20 protein-coding genes are annotated in these 21,426 nt (G+C 48.9%); 11 read left to right on the forward strand and 9 right to left on the reverse strand.

The genetic code is table 11. The features are described from left to right. Positions 1–138 precede the first annotated feature (138 nt). The 10 genes from ACN0VA_RS03395 to ACN0VA_RS03440 all read left to right on the forward strand — a co-directional run bounded on the left by ACN0VA_RS03395 (position 139) and on the right by ACN0VA_RS03440 (position 10,280). On the forward strand, positions 139–537 hold the full coding sequence (locus ACN0VA_RS03395; protein WP_417819785.1) for a c-type cytochrome: 399 nt from the start codon (positions 139–141) through the stop codon (positions 535–537). Between the two features lie 230 nt (positions 538–767). Beyond that, positions 768–1,874 carry a hypothetical protein gene (locus ACN0VA_RS03400; protein WP_417819786.1) on the forward strand — a complete coding sequence of 369 codons (1,107 nt, stop codon included), beginning with the start codon at positions 768–770 and terminating at the stop codon, positions 1,872–1,874. Between the two features lie 26 nt (positions 1,875–1,900). Continuing rightward, positions 1,901–2,890, forward strand: a complete 990-nt coding sequence (locus ACN0VA_RS03405; protein WP_417819787.1) for a hypothetical protein — start codon at positions 1,901–1,903, stop codon at positions 2,888–2,890. 105 nt (positions 2,891–2,995) lie between these two features. Then, positions 2,996–3,838 carry a hypothetical protein gene (locus ACN0VA_RS03410; RefSeq protein ID WP_417819788.1) on the forward strand — a complete coding sequence of 281 codons (843 nt, stop codon included), beginning with the start codon at positions 2,996–2,998 and terminating at the stop codon, positions 3,836–3,838. A gap of 4 nt (positions 3,839–3,842) precedes the next feature. Further along, complete coding sequence (locus ACN0VA_RS03415; RefSeq protein ID WP_417819789.1) at positions 3,843–5,060, forward strand: murein transglycosylase domain-containing protein; 1,218 nt, start codon at positions 3,843–3,845, stop codon at positions 5,058–5,060. Positions 5,061–5,062: 2 nt separating this feature from the next. Next, on the forward strand, positions 5,063–5,662 hold the full coding sequence (locus ACN0VA_RS03420; protein WP_417819790.1) for a hypothetical protein: 600 nt from the start codon (positions 5,063–5,065) through the stop codon (positions 5,660–5,662). Positions 5,663–5,796: 134 nt separating this feature from the next. Continuing rightward, positions 5,797–6,750, forward strand: coding sequence for a GGDEF domain-containing protein (locus ACN0VA_RS03425; protein ID WP_417819791.1), 954 nt, complete (start codon positions 5,797–5,799; stop codon positions 6,748–6,750). Positions 6,751–6,855: 105 nt separating this feature from the next. Continuing rightward, complete coding sequence (locus ACN0VA_RS03430; RefSeq protein ID WP_417819792.1) at positions 6,856–8,484, forward strand: hypothetical protein; 1,629 nt, start codon at positions 6,856–6,858, stop codon at positions 8,482–8,484. A gap of 3 nt (positions 8,485–8,487) precedes the next feature. After that, positions 8,488–9,012 carry a hypothetical protein gene (locus tag ACN0VA_RS03435; RefSeq protein WP_417819793.1) on the forward strand — a complete coding sequence of 175 codons (525 nt, stop codon included), beginning with the start codon at positions 8,488–8,490 and terminating at the stop codon, positions 9,010–9,012. After that, the gene (locus ACN0VA_RS03440; protein WP_417819794.1) at positions 9,012–10,280 is read left to right on the forward strand and encodes a hypothetical protein; all 1,269 of its coding nucleotides are present in this window, start codon (positions 9,012–9,014) and stop codon (positions 10,278–10,280) included. Before ACN0VA_RS03435 ends, ACN0VA_RS03440 begins: the two co-directional genes overlap by 1 nt. 14 nt (positions 10,281–10,294) lie before the next feature. On the opposite strand, the gene ACN0VA_RS03445 is transcribed toward ACN0VA_RS03440, so the two are convergent. The 4 genes from ACN0VA_RS03445 to glmM all read right to left on the reverse strand — a co-directional run bounded on the left by ACN0VA_RS03445 (position 10,295) and on the right by glmM (position 14,341). Next, positions 10,295–11,062: an NAD kinase gene (locus ACN0VA_RS03445; RefSeq protein WP_417819795.1), complete on the reverse strand. Its 768-nt coding sequence runs from the start codon at positions 11,060–11,062 to the stop codon at positions 10,295–10,297. A gap of 43 nt (positions 11,063–11,105) precedes the next feature. After that, positions 11,106–12,095 carry a GTP 3',8-cyclase MoaA gene (gene moaA, locus ACN0VA_RS03450; protein ID WP_417819796.1) on the reverse strand — a complete coding sequence of 330 codons (990 nt, stop codon included), beginning with the start codon at positions 12,093–12,095 and terminating at the stop codon, positions 11,106–11,108. A 90-nt stretch (positions 12,096–12,185) separates the two neighbouring features. Then, positions 12,186–13,001, reverse strand: coding sequence for a bifunctional hydroxymethylpyrimidine kinase/phosphomethylpyrimidine kinase (thiD, locus tag ACN0VA_RS03455; RefSeq protein WP_417819797.1), 816 nt, complete (start codon positions 12,999–13,001; stop codon positions 12,186–12,188). Continuing rightward, the gene (glmM, locus tag ACN0VA_RS03460; RefSeq protein ID WP_417819798.1) at positions 12,998–14,341 is read right to left on the reverse strand and encodes a phosphoglucosamine mutase; all 1,344 of its coding nucleotides are present in this window, start codon (positions 14,339–14,341) and stop codon (positions 12,998–13,000) included. Before glmM ends, thiD begins: the two co-directional genes overlap by 4 nt. A 130-nt stretch (positions 14,342–14,471) precedes the next feature. On the opposite strand from glmM, the gene ACN0VA_RS03465 reads away from it, so the two are divergent. Next, complete coding sequence (locus ACN0VA_RS03465) at positions 14,472–15,035, forward strand: IMPACT family protein (protein WP_417819799.1); 564 nt, start codon at positions 14,472–14,474, stop codon at positions 15,033–15,035. 39 nt (positions 15,036–15,074) lie between these two features. On the opposite strand, the gene ACN0VA_RS03470 is transcribed toward ACN0VA_RS03465, so the two are convergent. The 5 genes from ACN0VA_RS03470 to ybgF all read right to left on the reverse strand — a co-directional run bounded on the left by ACN0VA_RS03470 (position 15,075) and on the right by ybgF (position 21,392). Continuing rightward, positions 15,075–15,926: an AraC family transcriptional regulator gene (locus ACN0VA_RS03470; RefSeq protein ID WP_417819800.1), complete on the reverse strand. Its 852-nt coding sequence runs from the start codon at positions 15,924–15,926 to the stop codon at positions 15,075–15,077. Between the two features lie 58 nt (positions 15,927–15,984). Continuing rightward, a complete protein-coding gene (gene folP, locus ACN0VA_RS03475; RefSeq protein ID WP_417819801.1) occupies positions 15,985–17,067 on the reverse strand; it encodes a dihydropteroate synthase in 1,083 nt (360 codons plus the stop codon). Positions 17,068–17,127: 60 nt separating this feature from the next. Beyond that, positions 17,128–19,056 (reverse strand): ATP-dependent zinc metalloprotease FtsH, encoded by a 1,929-nt coding sequence (gene ftsH / locus ACN0VA_RS03480; RefSeq protein WP_417819802.1) that lies wholly within the window; start codon positions 19,054–19,056, stop codon positions 17,128–17,130. A gap of 81 nt (positions 19,057–19,137) precedes the next feature. After that, a complete protein-coding gene (gene tilS, locus ACN0VA_RS03485; protein WP_417819803.1) occupies positions 19,138–20,343 on the reverse strand; it encodes a tRNA lysidine(34) synthetase TilS in 1,206 nt (401 codons plus the stop codon). Between the two features lie 23 nt (positions 20,344–20,366). Beyond that, positions 20,367–21,392: a tol-pal system protein YbgF gene (gene ybgF, locus ACN0VA_RS03490; protein WP_417819804.1), complete on the reverse strand. Its 1,026-nt coding sequence runs from the start codon at positions 21,390–21,392 to the stop codon at positions 20,367–20,369. Positions 21,393–21,426: the final 34 nt, after the last annotated feature.

Below are 21,426 nucleotides of genomic sequence, written 5' to 3' on the forward strand. Positions count from 1 at the left end.
AGTTAGAGATCACCACTTCCTCTTTGTTATTTTTATAAAAACTTCAAGTTGGACGTTTTTAAACTATTGCCAAACCCGAACGGATTGATAATATATCGCCGATCGATTCACAGAATTCTAAGCTTAGGAGAATTAAGTATGCGTAAAGTTCTGGCTCTGGCCGTTGCCGGCATGGTGGCTTTTGCAAGCGGTTCTGCACTGGCAGACGGCGACGCAGAAAAAGGCGAGAAAGTATTCAAAAAATGCAAGTCTTGCCACACCATCGAACAAGGCGGCAAACATAAAGTAGGTCCAAACCTGTTTGGTGCATTCGGCCGTGCTGGCGGCGCTGCTGAAGGTTACAAATACTCCAAAGGCTACTTGGCGGCTGCAGGTAATCTGTCTTGGGACGAAGCGGCCCTGATGGAATACCTTATGGACCCGTCCAAATACCTTTCTGAAAAAGCCGGTGAGAAAGTTAAATCCAAAATGACTTTCAAACTGAAAAAAGAACAAGACCGCAAAGACGTGATCGCTTACTTGAAAACAAACATGTAAGTCATCAAACGCCTCATTTGCGTTTCTTTGATTAAAAGCCGTAAAGGGATTTACCTTTACGGCTTTTTTATTGTCACGAATAATTAAGCAACAAAACAATCAAAAGGGGACAAAGATAACTTTAAACGTGTATATTTAAATGATAATGTCCGTAAGCATTTTTTCTTTCTAGCCTTTCCATAGAACAACACGCGACGTAAGACAGCACAATGAAGACAGGTTTCTATACAATGCGTGATTTTCTTTTTTCTCTCTCTCTCATCGGCTTTTTACTTTTTTTATCTCCTCAAATTGCACACGGCGTTGAAGTCAGTGCTCAAGGGGTTAACAAGCGACAAGCTTTAAACAACGCTTTACGCCAAGCCGTAGAGATGAGTTTGGGAACAAATCTGGAAAGCAATACTCTGGTTGAAAATTTCCAGATTGTGCGCCAGCAAATCCTGACACATACGCGTGGTTTTGTAAGCAGCTATAAAATTTTAAAAGAAGACAGCACCGCACAAGGGATATTCAACATCACAATTGATGCAACAATTGATGATCAGAACATTGAAGACAGCGCAACAGCCCTTGCAACTTTAATGAAAATGGCATCCCATCCGCGTATTTTGGTGGCGGCGCAAGATGACGATTTTGATGCAATTTCGAGCCTGAGTGATGAGTTTCGCATTTTAAGCGAAGCGGTGGAAACCACATTACGCGATGATTTTCATTTCCAGATTCTCGATAGTGAAGCAATACGCCTTCAAGATCGCAACACCTATCGTTTTACAGATCGTAAAAACAATCTCAAACGCGCAAAAAAAGCCGGTGCCGATTTTATTGTTTTCGTAGAATTGCTAAAAGGGCTAAAGGCGCCTTATACCCTGCGCCTTGAAAGCCTAGATGTCGCCAACGGTCGTTCCATCGACAAGCGCGAAACCGATTTTGCAATGACCGATTGGACCAGAGATGCCCAAAAGGATCGCGATACCATTATTTTGCAAGCCAAAGAACATATTTACGGCCCCAGCGCCCAAATCGGGGCCGCCCTTGTCGATATCCTTCACAAAGAAGTCTATGAAGACGGCCAGGATTATCGGATCAGTTTTCAGCGCTTCGATCCAAAACTCATCGAATTTCTGGCAACCGATTTAACCAATTTAAACGGTTATGTTCGCCATAAAGTCACTTATCAGAAAAAAAATGCTCTCAGCCTTTCCTATTGGTCTTTATTAAAACCCGGTGCCTTGAATACAGAGATATCCGCCCTTTTACATAATCGCGATATCCCTTTCGATTTCAAAGTCCGAAACCGGCAACTGACCTATCGTTTTAACGACCCGATGTTTGAATAATTTATCTGTATGTTCAGGGGATAAACATGACACGTTTCACACAACCACTTTTAATGATAGCACTGGCTATCTTCACTCTTTTTGGCATGCGCTTACCTGCTGCACAAGCCGCCGAACTGCCCTACTTGATGATTATGGGTGAAGATGGCGATATGGACGCTGTGCCACGCGACAGCCGCGTCTTTCGTCGTGTTTTAAATGAACTCAGTGAAACCATGAATATGGACGGTTTCGATGTCTATGATGAAACCGCCGTTACATTGGATGATTTTGCACAAGGCCGCTCCCGGCGCAGTGATGCGGAACTGATTGATATTGCACGCGCTGTAAAACGACCACCGATTGATATTGTCGTCTTATTTGAAATTTACGCCAGCGCAGAACGATTGGATTATACCACCAAGGTCCGTACCCGTCTGTCTGGTCGCCTTTTGGATGTCCATTCCGGTCGCCGCCTAGGAAATTTTGAAATTGCATCTCCCCGCAATTTTCGCGCACCGGTCAACTGCAATCGTGAATGCATTCTGGAAACCGTCGGCAATAACGCCCGCCTGCTGGCCCGTGATGTCGCCGATGTTCTGGTTCAAAAACTGGGGGACGAAGTTGATTACGGTTACAACGACCAAGATGATGATTTTGCCTCCGACGATAAGGCTTCACAAAATGGTGGCACACCGGTTGCCCGCCGCGCCGGCAATGATGGCTGTCGCGGGCGCGCACAGGATATTTTCCTGAATTTCCGCAATTTCACAGAACAGGAAATGCTGGATATGGAAGATGTCATTCTTGCCAAGTTTTCCTGCTACATCGACCATCGCCCGGCAGCCACGTTCGGTCGAACCCACGAATATGTCTATAAAACCCGTCTTCACACCGGAAAACTCAAACGCAATCTCGTGCGCGCGCTTGAATATCTCGGCATGCCGGGTCGTGTGACCTATCAGGGGAAAGAGTTCACCATTTCAAAAGTGAACAAACGCCGTAGCCGTTACTACAACGATGGCGATAAGTGGTAGCGTTCTTTAGCAAGGCGGTCATTTTTTATAATTTATGACCGTCTTCACAAAACCGTTCACCCCCTTTCATAGACCGGACATACATATAAAAATGAGGGCGAGATCTTGAAAGTATCTTTTCTAATTACAGCAATCCTCAGCTTGGGAGTTTATACGACTGCCCATGCGCAGGACGGTTGGCAAGAAGCGACACCTGACGGCCTGACGGATTGGACAAACGGTTATGTCGAAGCCACCGGACAAGGCACATCACGTTACATGGGAAACCGTGTGCAGGAAGAACTGATGGCCAAACAGGCAGCGCGAACAACCGCACAAGCACGCCTGCTCGAAATCATCAAGGGGATCCGACTGACGGGACTAACCACCATCGCGACCCTTGGCAGTGGCGATACACGGGCAGCCACCCGGATTAAAGGAACCTTGCGCGGTGCGCGTCAAATTGACGAACAGGTCTCGTGGCATGAAGACAAGACATCACGCCGGGGCGAAACCGTCTTAGCCGAAGTCACCTTGCGGGTTTGCATCACACCGGCTTGTCAAGCCACCACGCAAAACCTGACAGGTGCCACCCTCAACTTGCCCAAAACAACAAACAAACCAGCAAAACCGCTTTCTACCAACAATGCAGTCACGTCCATCATCATTGATTTGGAACAAGCACTTTATCTTCCCGCCCTTGCCCCGGAAATTATCGACGAAAAAGACAAAACGATCTATTCGCAAGACAGTGTAGATGCTGAGATTACCGCCCATACCGGTTTAATCCATTATGCCAAAGATATTGCCAAAGCAAAAAAAATGTCCATCAGCGGGTCAAACCCGTTAATCATCAAAGCCGTTCGTGTCTCCCCGGATAACCGAATTGTTCTTTCTGAGGCCGATGGTCAAAAAATCAACGCCTTGGACGCTTTGAAACAAGGCCACCTGATCGTTGCACTGGATTAAGCCGATGGTTCAGTCTGTTTCATATCGCCTGTTGTTTATCGGTTGTGCCGCAAGTTTCCTGATGTCCCAGCAACTGTGCGCACAAGACGATTGGCTGGATAAAATCGATCGCCAATACGAAGAAACATTTGAAAAAACGGATCAAGCCTTTGACCGGGCTATGCGCGAAGGTGTCGCAGAACTGCATCAGGAACTTGCCGATATCTGGGGGGAAAGCCGTCAACTCCCCGATGCAAAAGTTTGGGTCGGCTATAGTCAAGACCGAAAAACCCGCATTATCGTTGACTATGATAAAGGTGAAATGTCAATCGAAGGCGTCAACCGGGATCAAAACGATCTGATGCGGGACTTTCAGAATATTTTATTGGAAGACAGCGAGCAACTGAATGAACGGGCTGCCCTGCGCCGCAAGTTGATTGAGAAAACGACTGCCTTTCGCGACGACTGGCCGACACAAACACCACGCAAACGCATAGAACGCCCACGACATAGACCTGAACGTCAATGGCAGGCGGAAAAAACTCCCCAGGCCCAACAGTCTGAACGTAAGCGCAGCTACGAACTATCCAAAATAATTGCACCGCGCACGCAGCCCAAATTTATGACGCGTGAACTGGCCCTACCCCAAGGAAAACGGGCAAGTCTCGCCCGACTGACCATTCCCCTGCGCACAGACCGGGATCATTTAAGTGCACAAGCCTTGCAAGATCCTGTGGAAGAAGTCGCAACCAAATATGGTTTGCCCCGTTCCTTGATTTTATCCGTTATCAAAAATGAAAGTGCTTTTAACCCGCGTGCACGTTCGCCTGCCAATGCCTTTGGCTTGATGCAACTGGTCGCCACCAGTGGCGGGAAAGAGGCCTATAGCTACCTGAAAGGCAAGCAGGTCATTCCCAGTGTGGATGTCCTTTATGACCCGGACAAAAATATTATGTTGGGGGCCACCTATCTGCATTTACTCAACACCCGTTATTTCGGCAAGGTCAAAGACGACCTCGCCCGGCAATATCTGATTATTTCCGCCTACAACACCGGACCCGGCAATGTGGCAAAGGCCTTTACCGGAAAGATGAAATTAAAATCGGCTATTCAAAAAATAAACACGATGAACGCCCAACAAATTTATCAACACCTGCAAGCGAACCTGCCCTATGCAGAAACCAAAACCTATTTAAGGCGCGTCAGCAAAGACACCAAAACTTTTGCGAGCTGGGATGCGTAGCTATGCGAAAAGCCTATATCAAAGACGAGGTCTGTAAGATGATTAAAAAACTTGTTCTCCCCTTTTTAGCAGTCGCTTTTCTCAGCGCCTGTCAAACGACTGGCCCCTTGCGTCCCGGCGAAGTTATGGGCAGTGATATCGGATCTATTCTGTCTTCTGAGGCCGGTCTGGACCTTGATGTTCATGACGAAGCAAAAATGAATAGCGAGATTGAAAAGGCTCTGTTTTTTTCTGAAAACGGTTTAACAACAAGGTGGTATGCAGGTGTCAGTGCCCGCATTCGTCCCACCGGTGATGTCCGGGATCGCCGGGATCGCGATTGTCGACGGTTTCGCCACAGTGTCATGGTCAATTCCGATTGGTATAACGGAACCGCAATTGCCTGTCGTGAACGTAATGTCCCTTGGTATCTGATCTCTAACCGCTGGGACCGCCAACCCGATTTTGATAACAACCTGCAACCAGATCGACCGAGACGCCCGATTGAACGCGGGCGCAGACAGGGACAAGGAAAATGGCAAAACTTATCCGATGACCTACGGGGCAATCCCGCAAATCGCTCTCTGGATGATTTTGGCCCCCGCAATGATCAAAGCTGGTAAATTCGAAAAGAGAGGTTCGCCTCTCTTTTTTTTACTCTGTTTTTCAAAGATTATTTTACACAAGCCCTCCTCGCGAGTTATCCTAAGGAACATTAACTTATAATTGATACCAATAATAAATGCCGGGGACGGATTTGGATTTTTTTGATGATGAACAGGGTACAGACGACGCCCTATTAACCAACAAAAACCTGATAGATACTCAGGAAAAACTGGGAACTTTGCTGGACTTAATGCCAACAGGTCTTATCATCCACCAGTTGCAGGGTATTCTCTACGCCAATCAACAGGCCCTGACCTTATTTGAAGAAAACGCCCATGACATTGTGGGCAAACATATTCTTGATTTTGTAGCCGAGCCCTTACGGGAACAAAGCACCGAAATGTTCATGTCGGCTTTTCAACAGGATAAACCAGTGCGTTTCCCGGAAATTCGCTTACAAGTTCCTTCCGGCGCCAAACGGATATTACAAGTCACGGCGGGACGCCTCCCGTGGGAGGGGACAACCGTTATCCAAATTCTATTCGAAGATATTACCGAATTAAAATGGCAAGCCGAGGAATTACGCAAACTCACCTTCAACGACCCATTGACCGGAGCCTTTAATCGCCGTTTCTTTATTCAAAATGCCGAAATCGCTCTCCATAAATCCATTCGGGAAAAAACAGCCTTCAGTCTGCTCACTTTCGATGTTGACTGGTTCAAAAAAGTAAATGACACCTATGGGCATTTGGCCGGGGATGAAGCCCTTAAAACCATTACACGCGTCTGGAATGAAACCACCCGTCACAACGATGATGAAAACAGAAGACGTGATCGCCAGCTTGCCCGTATAGGTGGGGAAGAGTTTGCCGCCTTTTTTCCCGATCTTTCTCTCACGCAGGCCCGTGGCATTGCCGAACGCATGCGCGAAAATCTTGCCGAAACAAAAATTGCGTATGACAACATAACCTTTTCAATCAGTGCCAGTTTCGGCGTGACCACACGTCTTGACGGCGATAAAACGATAGATGATCTCATTCGCCGTGCAGACCGTGCCCTTTATCGCGCCAAAGAAAATGGACGTAATCGTGTTGAGTTCGAATAAAAAATCCCCCTAATCCTTTCATAGTTCCCCTAAAATACGACCAGACCTAGACCAAGGCATGTTTTTCACTACAATAGAGAAAAGACATTCAAGGAACGGACCGTTATGGGATCAGAAGAATTATTGCTGGAATCAGGCAAAAGCAGCGAGTTGAGCGCTGTTTTACACACGATATCGGATAGTGAGATCAACGGCGAACCCAAGTTCTCCCCCATCGTGTGCCGCGAGCTGGGCAAGATGGTGGTGTGTCGCACCTACGCCACACCGATCATGGAATTATGTCACCTGATTGTCTGCGCCCATGATCTTTCCCCACAAAAAAATCGATATGAATTCCTGTTTTGGGATAGCGGAGCCGCCCATAGTTCAAATTTTCGCCATTATTGCCATGCTGCCCTGCAAAACAATAATTGGGATCGCCTGACAATCGACACCAACGGTCTGCAAATTCAATATAATGACGGCGGCTTTGCCATTCAGTTCAGCCGCATGCCTGTCTTGTCTGCCTTGATGGAGTTTTTACTCACCGCATTGGGATATTGCGATATCGATGATATTTTTCAAACCATGCTTAGCGGTGAATTAAGTCGCAAATCCGTGTCCGAAGCCGCCAATACCCTGTCGCGTCTTGTCTATGCCTATTTGCGCGAACACCTGCCCACTGCCCAATCACAACGCAAATTTCGTAAAATTCTCGCCTTTTGCGAAGACGATGTCGATGCAATTGACGACTCTTTGATTTTAAACTTCTGGCAAGAGGCCTCCGTCGATGAGGATAAAGGGGTCGATTTCAAGACCTTTGACAGTGTTTTATCAACTTTCATCCGGGCGATTCAGGCGGTGGAAAGTGCCCGCAGTCTTATGGCGCTGAACTATGCCACGACAATCGGTTCTGAACGGGAGGCCGGCGAAATCGACCCCGACCTTCTTTCTGAAACATTAGATAGTGTCTCAGAAACCATATCCCCGCTGTTGCAATTAAGTTCCCCGCCGCTCGATCAGGTCAAATTCCTCAACAAACAGGAAAGTGCCCATCTTGAAAACCTGTTAGGGGCCGGAGAATTGGCACTACGCTTACCCCTCTCCATTTTACGCGCCAACGTTTTCACCAAACCCCAAGCCAAATTGACACAAGCCTTGCGCCGACAAGAAAAGGTTCATCACTTAAAAGAGATCATCGCACAGAGACCGGAAGAAACCTATCAGGATCGCCAAATCACCTACCAGAACTTACGCAATCATATTGAACGCAGCATCTATGCCAGCCTGCATGCCTTGGCCTTGGCGCGTTCACACGAAACGATTTCCGTTATGCTGAAACTTGACCCCAACATTGATTTCTCGCCTTTATCCCAACATCTGGGACTGGAGGTCACCCCGGATCAGGGCAATGTCGTTCAACTGCATTCCAGACGGGTTGCCGATCATTTCATCGAACTGGTGCAGAAAAGCGAAAACGTTGGTCAAGACATCGCCCAGCTTATGCAAAACGCACAAAAAGCTTATAGCGGATTATCGCGCAAAGGCTTTAAAGACGAGGTATCTCAATCGCCCGATCTGGTTCAGGCGTTTTCCTTAGGCGCCGCTCTTTTATTGGATGTCGCGCGCGATATCGAAGCCTTTCTGGAACGTCTGGATCAAATTCGTCTGGCAGAAGGCAACTGGCAGAAACAATTTTCACACGATCTCGGCATTTTTTGCGGACAGTTCGACAAAATCTATGCGAAGGGATAACCCATGACAGCCGCCATACCCAAACATGCTGAAACCATTTTCCATATGCTTGATCATTTCGACACCCTGACACAAAAGACAAATATGTCTCATAACAAAGTCGGGTTCAGCGAATTATACGCCTATGCGACACAGGGAAATCACGTTCCCACCCCTGCACTAAAAGAGGCTTTGTCTTCGAACCTGAACCTGCGCCGGGACCTGAAACGACTGCTGCACAAACAATCCATTGCAACAATGATGCGCGCAGCTGCGGCAAGTTCCGGTCAAATAGAACGGCGTGAAGGCGACGGTTTCGTCATAACATTGCGTCCTTCACAAGCTGATGAAAATCAAATTTATCTGTTGATTCACAGCGAAGACCGTGACGATTCTCCCTCTCTTTTGTTTGTTGAAGAAGAAAACGGCCCCTTCCATCGCCTTGTTATTGAGGATTTTTATGACGGGGAAGCGCAGATTCTGTTGTCTGTGCAAGATGATATCGTCAAAGCCTTGCGCAAACCGAAAGTTGACGTCATTCTGCGGTAATGTCGATTAGAATTTACATAGCCACAACGGAAGGCCCGGTTGAAGTTCAACGCATCACGCGTGAGGACCCAAATGTGCGCAGCGTCGTCTGTCTGGATGGGACGGCCAAGGCCTTACCGATTTCGCGCGCCTATGACAGTTTTGTCAAAGAACCCACCGGCATTATTCAACGTTCCTACCTGCATTCCGCCTTTCGCATGGATGTGGACAAACCGATTACAGACGGCAACAGCTGGCAACTTGGTGCCTTTGTTGCTCATGCTCTTTTTCAGGAAAACCAACTGGCTTCCTCCGAGGATAAAGTGCTCAATGCCATTTGGCTGAGCGGGGAAGTTGACCGGGATTTAAATGTCCGCCCCGTAGATCATATCGAAGAAAAGCTACTGGCCTCCAAAGAATTATTTGAACGCCTGCGTGCAGAAGACGTGCGCGTTTTCTGTTTTATACCCGGTGGGGCCGGGCTTGTTCCCGATGATGATTTTCTGGAACGTATGAACATCGATGGCGATATGTTGCGCCTTGAATCCATCGTCACAGTCAAACGGATCCTAAATCGTTTTGATCTGGAAGATGTCTATACTAAACTTGAAGAAGACAAAGCCGCTGCGGCAGAAGACGCAGGCGAAGAAGAAGCCGATGACGATGAAGAAATCGACCTTTACAAACCTGATCCGAATGCGCCTCCGCCGATAAAAGATCATCGCATGGCGAAAATTATCGCCCTTGTGGCCTGTGTTGCCGCCCTGCTGGTCGGACTTTATCTGCAATTTGAAGACAATATCATCGCCTTGCGTTCCGGCAGTTTAAAAATCGGTGTATCCGAGTTGCGCGCAAACGATGATAAAGGCTGCACAGAACCCAATCTCATTCCGTTATCGCCCAATGGAAATGCGTTTCCCGCCAGCCCCTTGGATGGTCTCTGCGCCCTTGAAATCACCATCAATAATGTCGGTGCCCCTGCCTATATGTGGGCCTATGCCCAGCGCATCGAAGACGGGCACCTTCTCATGGCAGATCGCGAAAGCCTGCTGCAACCTGAATTACAAAAAGGCCTGATCGGCTGGCGTTTAATTTTGCCGAAAAACCTAAAACGTTCCATCGATTACAGGGTTGTCGCGCTTGCCTCATCCAGCCCGCTTGGCGATGCCGTCAACCGCATGATCCGTCGCACGGTTGAAAATGGCAAACCCGATTGGGAAGCCATTAAGGCACAATTCAACGAAGAAAAGATCACCGTTATCAGTACATTGCATTCGCTGGAATATTAGGTCGTAAACCAATATTATCCGATAAACTGTTCCTGCAAAATCCGTTCTTCCAGATTATGTTCGGGATCATACAGAACGTTGGAATAATGGCTGCGGTCTTCATAGACCTTGACCTTCACCACATCGCGAAACTCGTTAAAATCAGCAGACGCCCCAACCGGGCGTTTGTCTTCGCTTAAAATTTCAAAATCAACCGTCGCACTTTGCGGCAGGATTGCCCCGCGCCAGCGTCTTGGGCGATAGGCGGAAATAGCCGTTAACGCCAGCACCCCGGCCCCCAGCGGCAAGATCGGACCATATGCCGACATGTTATAAGCCGTCGATCCGGCAGGTGTGGAAATCAACAAACCATCACACACCATTTCATCCAGACGGACAACACCATCCACACTGACACGGATATGCGCAGCCTGCCCTGTTTCACGAAACAGCGAGACTTCGTTAAAGGCAATCGCTTCTTTGACTTTGCCGCCTTTGCAAACCGCTTCCATACGCAAAGGATGCAGTTCAAACGCTTCCATGCGTCGAATGCGTCCCATCAGGTCGTTTTCACGATATTCATTCATCAAGAAACCAACCGATCCCCGGTTCATCCCAAAGACAGGTTTGTTCAAATGCAGATATTTATGAAGGGTGCGCAACATAAATCCATCCCCGCCCAAGGCGATGATGACATCGGCCTTGTCCGGGCGCACATGGTCATATTTCCCACACAGGCGGGACATAGCATCCTGAGCGCTATCGGATTTACCGGCAACGAAGGCTATTTTCGGATCGGACATTTGCAAAACCCCATTCAGCTTTGCGCACACTATAGACTCAGGATCAACCGCCTGTCACGCTCATATGACGATTAAGCGCAGGCCCGTCTTCACTTTCATCAATAATAAACTCATGACCCTTGGGTTTCAGGTTCAAGGCCGTATCAATGGCATGTTGCAATGGCTCGTTACTTTCGCTGGCACGCACCACTTCACGCAGATCCAGATTATTATCTTGGCCCAAACACATATACAGCACCCCTTTACAGGTCAGGCGCATGCGATTGCAACTTTCACAAAAACCGTGGCTCATGGGGGTAATAAACCCAATCCGGTTGCCGGTTTCTTTGACATCAACATAACGCGCCGGACCACCCGTTGCATAATCGGTATCAGAAAGGGTCCAACGTTGGGCAATTCGGTCGCGTACTTCTGTTAACGGCAAGTAATGATCCACACGTGATCCGCCAATTTCCCCCAGCGGCATGGTTTCGATAAACGTCAAATCAAAACCGTTGTCCGCCACAAATGTCAACAAATCGTCCAATTCCTGATCTGTTTGCCCTTTTAAGGCAACCGTATTCAGCTTGACCTTAAGGCCCGCATTTTTTGCGGCCTGCAATCCGGCAAGTACCTTGTCCAATTTACCGAAACGCGTAATTTCTGTAAAACGATCACTGTTTAACGTATCCAGCGAGACATTGATCCGGCGTACGCCAAGTTCCACCAGTTTATCGGCATATTTTGTCAACTGCGACCCGTTGGTGGTCAAGGTCAGTTCTTTCAAATCACCTGTTTTTAAATGGCGTGAAAGTTTTTCAATCAGATCGATAATGCCGTGGCGAACCAACGGTTCCCCGCCCGTCAAACGGATTTTGGTAACGCCGCGTCGAATAAAGGCCGAACAGATCCGATCCATTTCTTCAAAGGATAGAATTTCTTGTCGCGGTAAAAACGACATATCTTCCGCCATACAATAGGTACAACGAAAATCGCAACGGTCCGTGACGGAAACGCGCAAATAAGTAATCGTTCGACCAAAGGCATCCTTCATGGGTGAGGGCTCTTTTTCTCTGTTGTTGCGTACATGCTTATACCCATAACAGAATAACCCACATGACGAGGATCAAAAACCCGCAATAATTTATGGATACTCATCTTGTTTAACAGTATGTCCATGATTAAGCGGCCCATGCCCGCGACCATAGCGCGGTGCGGTGCGAATAGCTTCAAAAACATATGATTTCGCACGTTTCACAGCTTGTTGTGCCGTCATACCCTGTGCAATCCCGCAAGCAATGGCGGAGGCGGTTGTACAGCCTGTGCCATGCGTATGGCGGGTTAACAAACGTTCACCTTCGTAAACATGGCATTGACCATCATTCAGATAAAGATAATCTGTCACCATCTCGCTTGTTTCATCAAGATGACCGCCTTTCATCAAAACGGCCTTTGGTCCCAGCGTAAATAAAATATCTGCCGCTGCTTTCATATCATCCGGGGTCTGGATAGACAGTCCGCTTAGTTTTTCAGCCTCCGGCACATTGGGCGTCAAAACCGTTGCGCGTGGGATAAGCCGTGTTGTCAGGGCGTCAAGCGCCTGATCCGCCAATAACGATGCGCCGCCCTTTGCCACCATGACCGGATCAACGATCATCGGAAGGTCCATCTCCAATTCATCCAACACATCGCAAATCGCATGAATGGCCTCCGGTTGGCTCAACATCCCTGTTTTCAAACAGTCTGCCCCGATATCACTTAAAACCACACGGATTTGTTCTTTGATAAAATCGACCGGGACATCATGGATGGCTGTTACACCTTCGGTATTTTGCGCCGTCAGGGCCGTAATGGCTGTCATGGCATACCCGCCAAGACACGTCACCGTTTTTAAATCCGCCTGAATACCGGCGCCGCCGCCACTGTCTGAACCGGCAATAATTAAGACACGCCCGTTCATGAGACCTCGACAACCGCAGCAACGATATCGTCTACAACTTCTTCAACCAAGGCCGGGTCTTGTCCCTCCGCCATCACGCGGATCAGGGGTTCTGTGCCGGATTTACGAATAAGGACGCGACCCGCGCCATTCAAACGGCCTTCCCCATCCTCAATCGCTTGCTGGACACTTTCTTCATCCAACGGGAACGTATTACCGTAACGCACATTTTTCAAAATCTGCGGGAAGGGATCAAACAGTCGACACACCTGCGAAGTCGGTTGTCCGCGTTCGACGATCACCGCCAAAACCTGCAAGGCCGCGACAAGACCGTCCCCGGTTGTTGCATAATCGCCCAGCACAATATGACCGGATTGTTCGCCACCAATATTGAACCCGTCCGCACGCATACGTTCGACCACATAACGGTCACCGACTTGTGTACGTTGCAACGTCAAACCTTGATCTTCCAGATATTTTTCCAATCCCATATTGGACATGACAGTCGCAACCAGCCCCCCGCCCTTCAACAATCCGCGTTTATGCAGATGGGTGGTCACCAGCCCCATAATCTGATCCCCGTCAATCACATCGCCATTTTCATCGCAAATGATCAAACGGTCCGCATCACCATCCAAGGCAATTCCGATATCGGCCTTATGGGTGACAACCTGTTGACTGAGCGTATCTGTTGCCGTCGATCCGCAATCCTTGTTGATGTTAAACCCGTTCGGTGTCACACCAACGGGAATAACCTCAGCCCCCAGTTCCCATAACACTGCCGGGGCAACTTTATAGGCTGCACCATTGGCACAATCGACAACGATTTTAAGGCCATCAAGACGTAAATCTTCCGGGAAAGTCTTTTTGGCGAATTCCACATATCGACCCGATGCATCTTCCAGACGGGTCGCACGGCCCAATTTTTCCGGTGATACAAATTTGGACGACAAATCGCTTTCAATCAATTCTTCCAGTTTTAATTCAACATTGTCCGGCAGCTTATACCCGTCGGGGCCAAACAGCTTGATCCCGTTATCTCCAAACGGATTATGCGATGCAGATATCATCACACCCAAATCACAGCGCATGGAATGGGTCAACATGGCAACCGCAGGCGTAGGCATCGGACCGACCAATAAAACATCCATCCCCATCGCCACAAACCCCGATACCAAGGCCGGTTCAATCATATAACCGGACAAGCGCGTATCCTTGCCAATGACAACCCGGTGGCGGTGAGCGCCCCGGACAAAATAATGTCCGGCTGCCATACCGACCTTCATCGCAATTTCTGCCGTCATCGGATAGGTATTTGCAGTCCCGCGAATACCGTCTGTACCAAAGAGTTTCCGTGTCATACTGTTCGTCTTTTCCTTACTGCCCAGCTTACTGCGGGATCGACAAATTCATCTCATTCAGGTTTAGCACTTGGGCAATTCAAGCGCAAATGTTAGCCTGTGTTCCTCTGCTTTTTTTTGTTATTTCCCTATGAAAACCATCAAACATTCCGTCTTTGTCGAAACAGAAGAAAAAAAATCACGCTTTCTGGCCTTTCTCCTGCCCTATTCTGTGCTGGATAGTGAACTGGACCGCCTGCGACGTGAACATCCCAAAGCCAATCATCATGTCAGTGCCTTTCGCGCGTTTGATACAGAAAAACGCCTCCATGAAGGGGCAAAAGATGATGGTGAACCCAGCGGGTCTGCGGGAATGCCTGCATTAAAGGTTTTACAAGGGCATGAACTGGTCAATGTCGGGGTTATCATCGTGCGTTATTTCGGTGGGATCAAACTGGGAACGGGCGGTATGGCCCGGGCATATGGCGGGGCGGTCAAAGCCGTAATTGAAGCCGCCGACCTTATTGATTTCTCACATCTGACAAGCACCACCTTCTGCGCCAGTTTCGAACGTATCAGCCAGCTGGAACGCCTTTTAAACGACAGTCTCATTGCAGAACGTCGTTATACGGAAACAGGTATCGAGATTGAGATTACAGGCCCCGAAGATCACGTTGCCTTACTTGTTCAGGAATGGGAAAGCCTGAATTATTGAGACTGAAGGGGCGCCACCTTCACTCTCACACACAAGCCTTTATTGCAAAGCCACACAAATATCGGTCAGCAGTTCGCTGGGTGGGGTGGATTGAGGATCGTTCAGGTACACTTCCATCACCGGGGCATTGGCAGGGGTTTCCCCTGACTCATTCAACCACGGGCCGAACAGATAATCATAGCCTTTTTGCAATTCCGCATATGACCCTTTAAAGCGCAGAACCGCATATCGCCCACCCTGGATATCCAGCGTGCGTACACCATTTTCTTCATCCACGCATTCTTCATCCACAATGAACCCGGCTTCAGATCGTAACTGATCACTTGGCACTTGGCTTGGATCGTCATAATAAAGCCCCGTCCCCGGTGTCGTTGCGGTCAGTTTTTGGTGTTTCATCCCCCACATGAAGACTTTATCAAAGGCTTTGCTTATGCCCATATAATCCCCATGATGGGCAATTGCTGCCATTTTACGAGCGGGGAATTCCTTGATTTCTACGTTAAACATTCCTGCATTCCTTTCTTGCTGGATCAATGAGACAGGAGTTTCACGCACATGTTCCCGATACGAAGCAGGTGATTTCTGAAATGCGCTTTTAAACGCACGCGAAAAAGCCTCCACACTACCATAACCCGCACGCTTGGCGATTTCTTCGATATCGGAGTGGCTGCGGATTAAATCGCTTGCCGCGCGTTGCAGGCGTAAACGCCGCACGGTTTGGGTCACGGTTTCACCAACCAGCCCCCGATAAATACGATGAAAATGATAGGCTGAAAAACAGGCCACATCCGCCAAATCTTCCATATCAAGATCGTCATCTAAATGATCTGCGATAAAAGACAAAACGCGTTCAATTCGGCTCAGGTAGCTTACTTGTATCGTCTGGTTCATATGTTGAACTCCTTTCCCCTTTAAGCTACGTCAAACCCGATTGATAAATCTTGCTAAGTTAATAACACCAGACATCCAAGGCTTGTTTGGTTTCTGCAACATCATGCACACGCACGATCTGGACACCAACATCCGCCCCTTTCAACACCGCAGCAAGCGAGCCGGGCAGACGATCTTTTGCCGGAATATCACCGCAGATTTTCGAGATAAAGCTTTTGCGTGATGCCCCAAGCAGGACGGGACAACCCAGACCATGATAAAGGCCGATACGGTTCATAATTTCCATATTATGATCCAGCGTCTTACCAAACCCGATACCGGGATCAATACAGATATTTTCCCGTTTCAGGCCAGCTTCTTCGCAGACGCGGATGCGGTCTTGCAGGTAATCAAACACATCCAGCGCGCAGTCTTCATAAACCGGATTATCCTGCATGGTTTGCGGTTCGCCCTGCATATGCATCAACATCACAGGCACACCGCTTTGAACGGCAACTTCCAACGCACCATCGCCTTCAAGGGCAGTTACATCATTGATAATATCGGCACCCGCCGCCACCGCTTCGGCCATGACGTCCGCATGTCGTGTATCAATGGAGATTTTCGCCCCTAAACCCTTTAACCCGCGAATGACGGGAACAACACGGCGGACCTCTTCCTCAAAATCCACAGCGGCCGCACCCGGGCGTGTTGATTCCCCCCCGATATCCAGAATGTCCGCACCCGCTGCCAGCAGGGCTTTACCATGCGCAATCGCGTCAGACGCATCGTAATTATCACCCCCATCTGAAAAGCTGTCCGGGGTGACATTGACAATTCCCATGATCAAAGGACGGCGTCCGACCTCAAGTCCGGCAAATCGTCGAATTGGACTTTCCAAACGTTCCAACATTTTGCCAACATGGGCAACAAGGTCTTCGCCTTCCTCGTTTGCCCATTGCATTAAATCACTATGCGTAGAGGTAAAACGCCAGACACCCCCATCCAGACGAACAGCAACTTCATAAAGCGGGAAGTCAAAGCCACCCTCTATAAACGGGGCTAAGGGTCGAAGATAAACCGCCTTGGCAAGATCAAGTTCAGGGGAACAAAACCCGCTGGGCCAGGATGGTGAACCGAATGTGTCCGTATGGAATGTCATTATCTTACCCCAAAAACAAATCACCCCGCAGAATATGCGGGGTGATAAGGTGTTTAAAGATTACTCACCCGGTTGCGGTTCCGGCTCAATGCCGTTGCCATCCGAAGAGTCTTTCTTATGGCCGGCTGTCGGGATCGTACTGCGACGTTTGCCGTCACCGCCCGCTGCACCACCTGTACCGCCGCGTTTGGGCGGATTACCATTTAACAACTCGCGAATTTCATCACCGGACAGGGTTTCAAATTCAATCAACCCATTCCCGATAAGGTCCAGTTGGTCGCGGAAATCTGTGAGAATGGCTGTTGCTTTATCATAAGCCGTCTCAATAATTTCACGAACTTCTGAATCAATCACACGTGCTGTTTCTTCAGAATTATTCTGCGTTTGCGTCACGGAATGACCAAGGAAAACTTCCTGTTCATTCTCGCTATAAGCAATCGGGCCAAGCTTATCACTCATACCCCATTCCATAACCATATGCTTGGCCATGTTGGTGGCTTGCTTGATATCGTTGGATGCACCGGTTGTGACCTTGTCTTTACCAAAAACAAGTTCTTCGGCCACACGTCCACCCATCGCAACAACCAGGTCCGCACGCAGCTTTTCAACCGACAAGGACACACGGTCAGATTCCGGCAAACGCATCACCATCCCCAACGCACGACCACGCGGAATGATCGTTGCCTTATGGATCGGATCGGATGCTTCCATATGAAGAGCACACAAGGCATGACCAGCTTCGTGGAAGGCCGTCAATTTTTTCTCGTCATCGGACATGACCATGGATTTGCGTTCCGCACCCATCATCACTTTGTCTTTGGCTTCTTCAAATTCACTCATGGTGACGAGGCGCTTGTTGCGACGTGCTGCCAACAGGGCTGCTTCGTTCACAAGGTTTGCCAAATCTGCACCGGAGAAACCCGGCGTTCCACGCGCAATGACCAAAGGCTCGACATCCGGGCCGATCGGAACTTTACGCATATGAACACCCAAGATCATTTCCCGACCTTGAATATCCGGGTTCGGCACAACAACCTGACGGTCAAATCGACCGGGGCGCAAAAGGGCCGGGTCCAGAACGTCGGGACGGTTGGTTGCGGCAATCAGGATCACACCTTCGTTGTCACTAAAGCCGTCCATCTCGACCAGCAATTGGTTGAGGGTCTGTTCGCGTTCATCATTACCGCCGCCAAGACCGGCGCCACGATGACGACCGACCGCATCGATCTCGTCGATAAAGATGATACAAGGGGCATTCTTTTTGCCTTGTTCAAACATGTCGCGTACACGAGAGGCACCGACACCGACAAACATTTCAACAAAATCCGAACCGGAAATCGTAAAGAACGGAACATTGGCTTCGCCGGCAATCGCGCGTGCCAACAATGTTTTACCTGTCCCCGGAGGACCAACAAGCAGACAGCCTTTGGGGATTTTCCCACCAAGACGCTGGAACTTGGACGGATCTTTCAAGAAATCGACCACTTCTTCCAGTTCTTGCTTGGCTTCTTCAATTCCCGCCACATCTTCAAAAGTCACGCGGCCTTGCTTTTCCGTCAATTGACGCGCACGGCTTTTGCCAAAGCCCATCGCCTTGCCACCGCCGCCCTGCATCTGACGCATGAAGAAAATCCAAACGCCGATCAACAGCAGCATCGGGAACCAACTGATCAGGATAGAGAAGAACGACACACTGTCATCTTTCGGCACAGCGGTGATTTTCACGCCTTTTTCACGCAAGGTGGAAATCAGGTTGGGATCGTCCGGCGTATAAGAATGAAACTTGATGCCATCGCGATATGTGCCCGTAATCGTGTTGTCCTGAATGACCACGTCCTGCACGTTACCCTCTTCAACCGCAGTGATGAAGTCGGAGAACGGCACAGTCGACTGGTCCATTTGCTGGTTAGAGCTTTGGAACAGATTGAACAGCGCAAAGATCAGCAATGCAATGATAACCCACAGCGCGAGGTTCCTGCTAAAGTTCACGTTAGGATTCCTTCCTTCGTATTCGTACAATTCTTAGTGAATTAGAGATAAGCTATTTTCTCACTCACGCAAGGCGAAACTTTACGATAACAGCCTCTTTTTGGCGATAAACGTTAATTGCGCCTCAAATTCGCTACCCACGCGTTGATAACCTAAATGTGGAACAGCCAAAACCCCTTCCTCATCCCAAAACGACACAAGACTGTAAATCACGGGTTTCGGAAGATCGAAATCATCCTTACCCGTTCTTTGTTTCAAAAGCTGTTTCCAGCCTTCCTGTCCCAATATACGCAATTTCAAACTCGGGAATGAATGAGGATAATCAATCTGATAAAGATTATCCGGCACCTCGCCATGACGAGTTTCCCGACAGACAAGAATATCGTCTTTGCGCACAATCCAGCGACAGCCCATCAATGTTGCATCGCTGCCATTTTTCAGGCTCATGGATAAACGTTGCAGTCTTTCCAGCCGGGGCGGATAAATTTCGCCGCTGATTACCATACCGATTCGGGCGAGACTGCGAAGTCGGATTTCATCCTCCAACTCATCCAGTCCGGTTTGTGCAATGACACAATAGCCTTCCTCAAACAGGCGGACGTGTTCTTTTAACCAGTTTCTCGTCATACGCTGTAAAGCATCGCCTGCGCGTTGCATCGCCTGCGCGGTTTGAGACAATCTTTCGGATGTTAAGCCAAGATCTTGAAGCAAGGCCATGTTTTTACGAATTTTCACCCGATCAAAATCTTCATTTTGATTGGAGGGATCTTCCACCCACTCCTGCCCCATCGTCTCTAATGTCGACGTTAACCTTTCTTTGGGAATAGGTAAAAGAGGGCGTAAAAGCCGAATTCCAGCCTGTTGCACTATTGGTTTCATAGCCCCAAGGCCATCCACACCGCTGCCGCGTGCCAAACGTAAAAGGAACGTTTCCGCCTGATCATCTTGATGATGAGCCACCATCAAATCTTCAATTTGATTTTCCAAGCACCATCTGGACATCAATTGATAACGTGCTTCACGCGCAGCCGCCTGAATACCCGAGGTCGGTTTTTCACCCACCCATGTCAGGATATGATGCTCAATCCCCTTTATCGTCAACGTGTCATGCAGCGTGTCACATTCCTGACGACTGGCTGCCCGCAAACCATGATCAACGCTCAGCGCAACCAGATGACGTCCCGTTTCTTTTGCCCACCCGGCTGCTAATAAACACAACGCAAGACTATCGGCCCCACCGGACACAGCAACAGCAAAGCGTTCCCCGATATCAGGGAAGCTTGTCATTAAAGATGAAAATTCATCCCTGCTTAGCTGCATTGGGCCGCAGTGCGCTCGCGCTCCAGCGTTTTAGACAAATGGGCTGGCAATTTGGGGAAATCCGCGCGCAATTTACCAAAAGCCGCACAGGCTTCACGTTTTTTATCCATGCGTTTTAAAGACATACCCAGCTTCAACAAAGAGTCTGGCGCTTTTGCCCCGCGTGCATCTTTTTGATAGCCTTCTAGGAAAGTCGCAGCCGCTTGGGCATAATTGCCTTGCACATAATAGGTTTCACCCAGCCAGTAACGTGCGTTTCCGGTCAATTCATGTTCGCGGTTTTCTTCAAGGAAAGTTTTAAACGACTTTTCTGCATCGGCGAATTCACCACGCATCAACATTTGCCGGGAACTTTCATACATCGCTTTCGGTGTCAAAGCCGCTTGCTGCTGTTCCACTTGTCCGGTAGTTGGCGTATTTTCCAACGGTTTCTGTGATAAAGTCGGGTTTGTCAGATCTTTTTCTTCCAACGTCCCAAGGACACCGGGCTGGCTGCCCGCTGGTGTCGTTTGCGGGGTTTCCGCGGCTTCTTGCCCAGACGGTGCGGGAGGTTGCAGTTGTTCCCCCGATACGCCGTTTGGCAAATTCGCAACGCTTTCGCCTTGCGTTCCGGTTTCATTGGGTTGGGCCGTAACACCATTCGGCGTTCCGCCTTCCAACGTGGTGAGGCGGTAATCAACATCAGCGACCAGTTTATCCAAACGCGTGGTCAATTGTGAAATCCGAAAGGCCGTTTCCTCAATCTGCCCTGTCATTTGGCGTAGTTGATTTTCCAGCTCATTGATCCGAATGCTCAAACGTGCGCCCAGCGGACCACTGACATCTTCACCACCACCTGAAACCGCCGGGGCGTTTGTGCCACGATAGACTTTCAAATTCAGGGCCTTTATATCCCGGTCCATCCGTTCCAGTCGATCGACCAAGGCCTGCATATCACTATCTTGTGCATAAACTGGCATAATCGTGGCGGTCATCAAAAAAGTAGTGGCGAACAGCGTTTTTAGGGACATTCTCATAGATTCGGAACCTGCGTTGATTTCACGTACTGTC

It is taken from the genome of Terasakiella sp., from assembly GCF_048267425.1.
Taxonomy (GTDB): domain Bacteria; phylum Pseudomonadota; class Alphaproteobacteria; order Rhodospirillales; family Terasakiellaceae; genus Terasakiella.

Excerpts from the sequence above, each read along its gene's own strand:
- ACN0VA_RS03395 (WP_417819785.1), top strand. The coding sequence starts at position 139 with ATGCGTAAAGTTCTGGCTCTGGCCGTTGCCGGCATGGTGGCTTTTGCA.
- ACN0VA_RS03400 (WP_417819786.1), top strand. The coding sequence starts at position 768 with ATGCGTGATTTTCTTTTTTCTCTCTCTCTCATCGGCTTTTTACTTTTT.
- ACN0VA_RS03405 (WP_417819787.1), top strand. The coding sequence starts at position 1,901 with ATGACACGTTTCACACAACCACTTTTAATGATAGCACTGGCTATCTTC.
- ACN0VA_RS03415 (WP_417819789.1), top strand. The coding sequence starts at position 3,843 with ATGGTTCAGTCTGTTTCATATCGCCTGTTGTTTATCGGTTGTGCCGCA.
- ACN0VA_RS03420 (WP_417819790.1), top strand. The coding sequence starts at position 5,063 with ATGCGAAAAGCCTATATCAAAGACGAGGTCTGTAAGATGATTAAAAAA.
- ACN0VA_RS03430 (WP_417819792.1), top strand. The coding sequence starts at position 6,856 with ATGGGATCAGAAGAATTATTGCTGGAATCAGGCAAAAGCAGCGAGTTG.
- ACN0VA_RS03435 (WP_417819793.1), top strand. The coding sequence starts at position 8,488 with ATGACAGCCGCCATACCCAAACATGCTGAAACCATTTTCCATATGCTT.
- ACN0VA_RS03440 (WP_417819794.1), top strand. The coding sequence starts at position 9,012 with ATGTCGATTAGAATTTACATAGCCACAACGGAAGGCCCGGTTGAAGTT.
- ACN0VA_RS03445 (WP_417819795.1), bottom strand. The coding sequence starts at position 11,062 with ATGTCCGATCCGAAAATAGCCTTCGTTGCCGGTAAATCCGATAGCGCT.
- moaA (WP_417819796.1), bottom strand. The coding sequence starts at position 12,095 with ATGAAGGATGCCTTTGGTCGAACGATTACTTATTTGCGCGTTTCCGTC.
- thiD (WP_417819797.1), bottom strand. The coding sequence starts at position 13,001 with ATGAACGGGCGTGTCTTAATTATTGCCGGTTCAGACAGTGGCGGCGGC.
- glmM (WP_417819798.1), bottom strand. The coding sequence starts at position 14,341 with ATGACACGGAAACTCTTTGGTACAGACGGTATTCGCGGGACTGCAAAT.
- ACN0VA_RS03465 (WP_417819799.1), top strand. The coding sequence starts at position 14,472 with ATGAAAACCATCAAACATTCCGTCTTTGTCGAAACAGAAGAAAAAAAA.
- ACN0VA_RS03470 (WP_417819800.1), bottom strand. The coding sequence starts at position 15,926 with ATGAACCAGACGATACAAGTAAGCTACCTGAGCCGAATTGAACGCGTT.
- folP (WP_417819801.1), bottom strand. The coding sequence starts at position 17,067 with ATGACATTCCATACGGACACATTCGGTTCACCATCCTGGCCCAGCGGG.
- tilS (WP_417819803.1), bottom strand. The coding sequence starts at position 20,343 with ATGACAAGCTTCCCTGATATCGGGGAACGCTTTGCTGTTGCTGTGTCC.
- ybgF (WP_417819804.1), bottom strand. The coding sequence starts at position 21,392 with ATGAGAATGTCCCTAAAAACGCTGTTCGCCACTACTTTTTTGATGACC.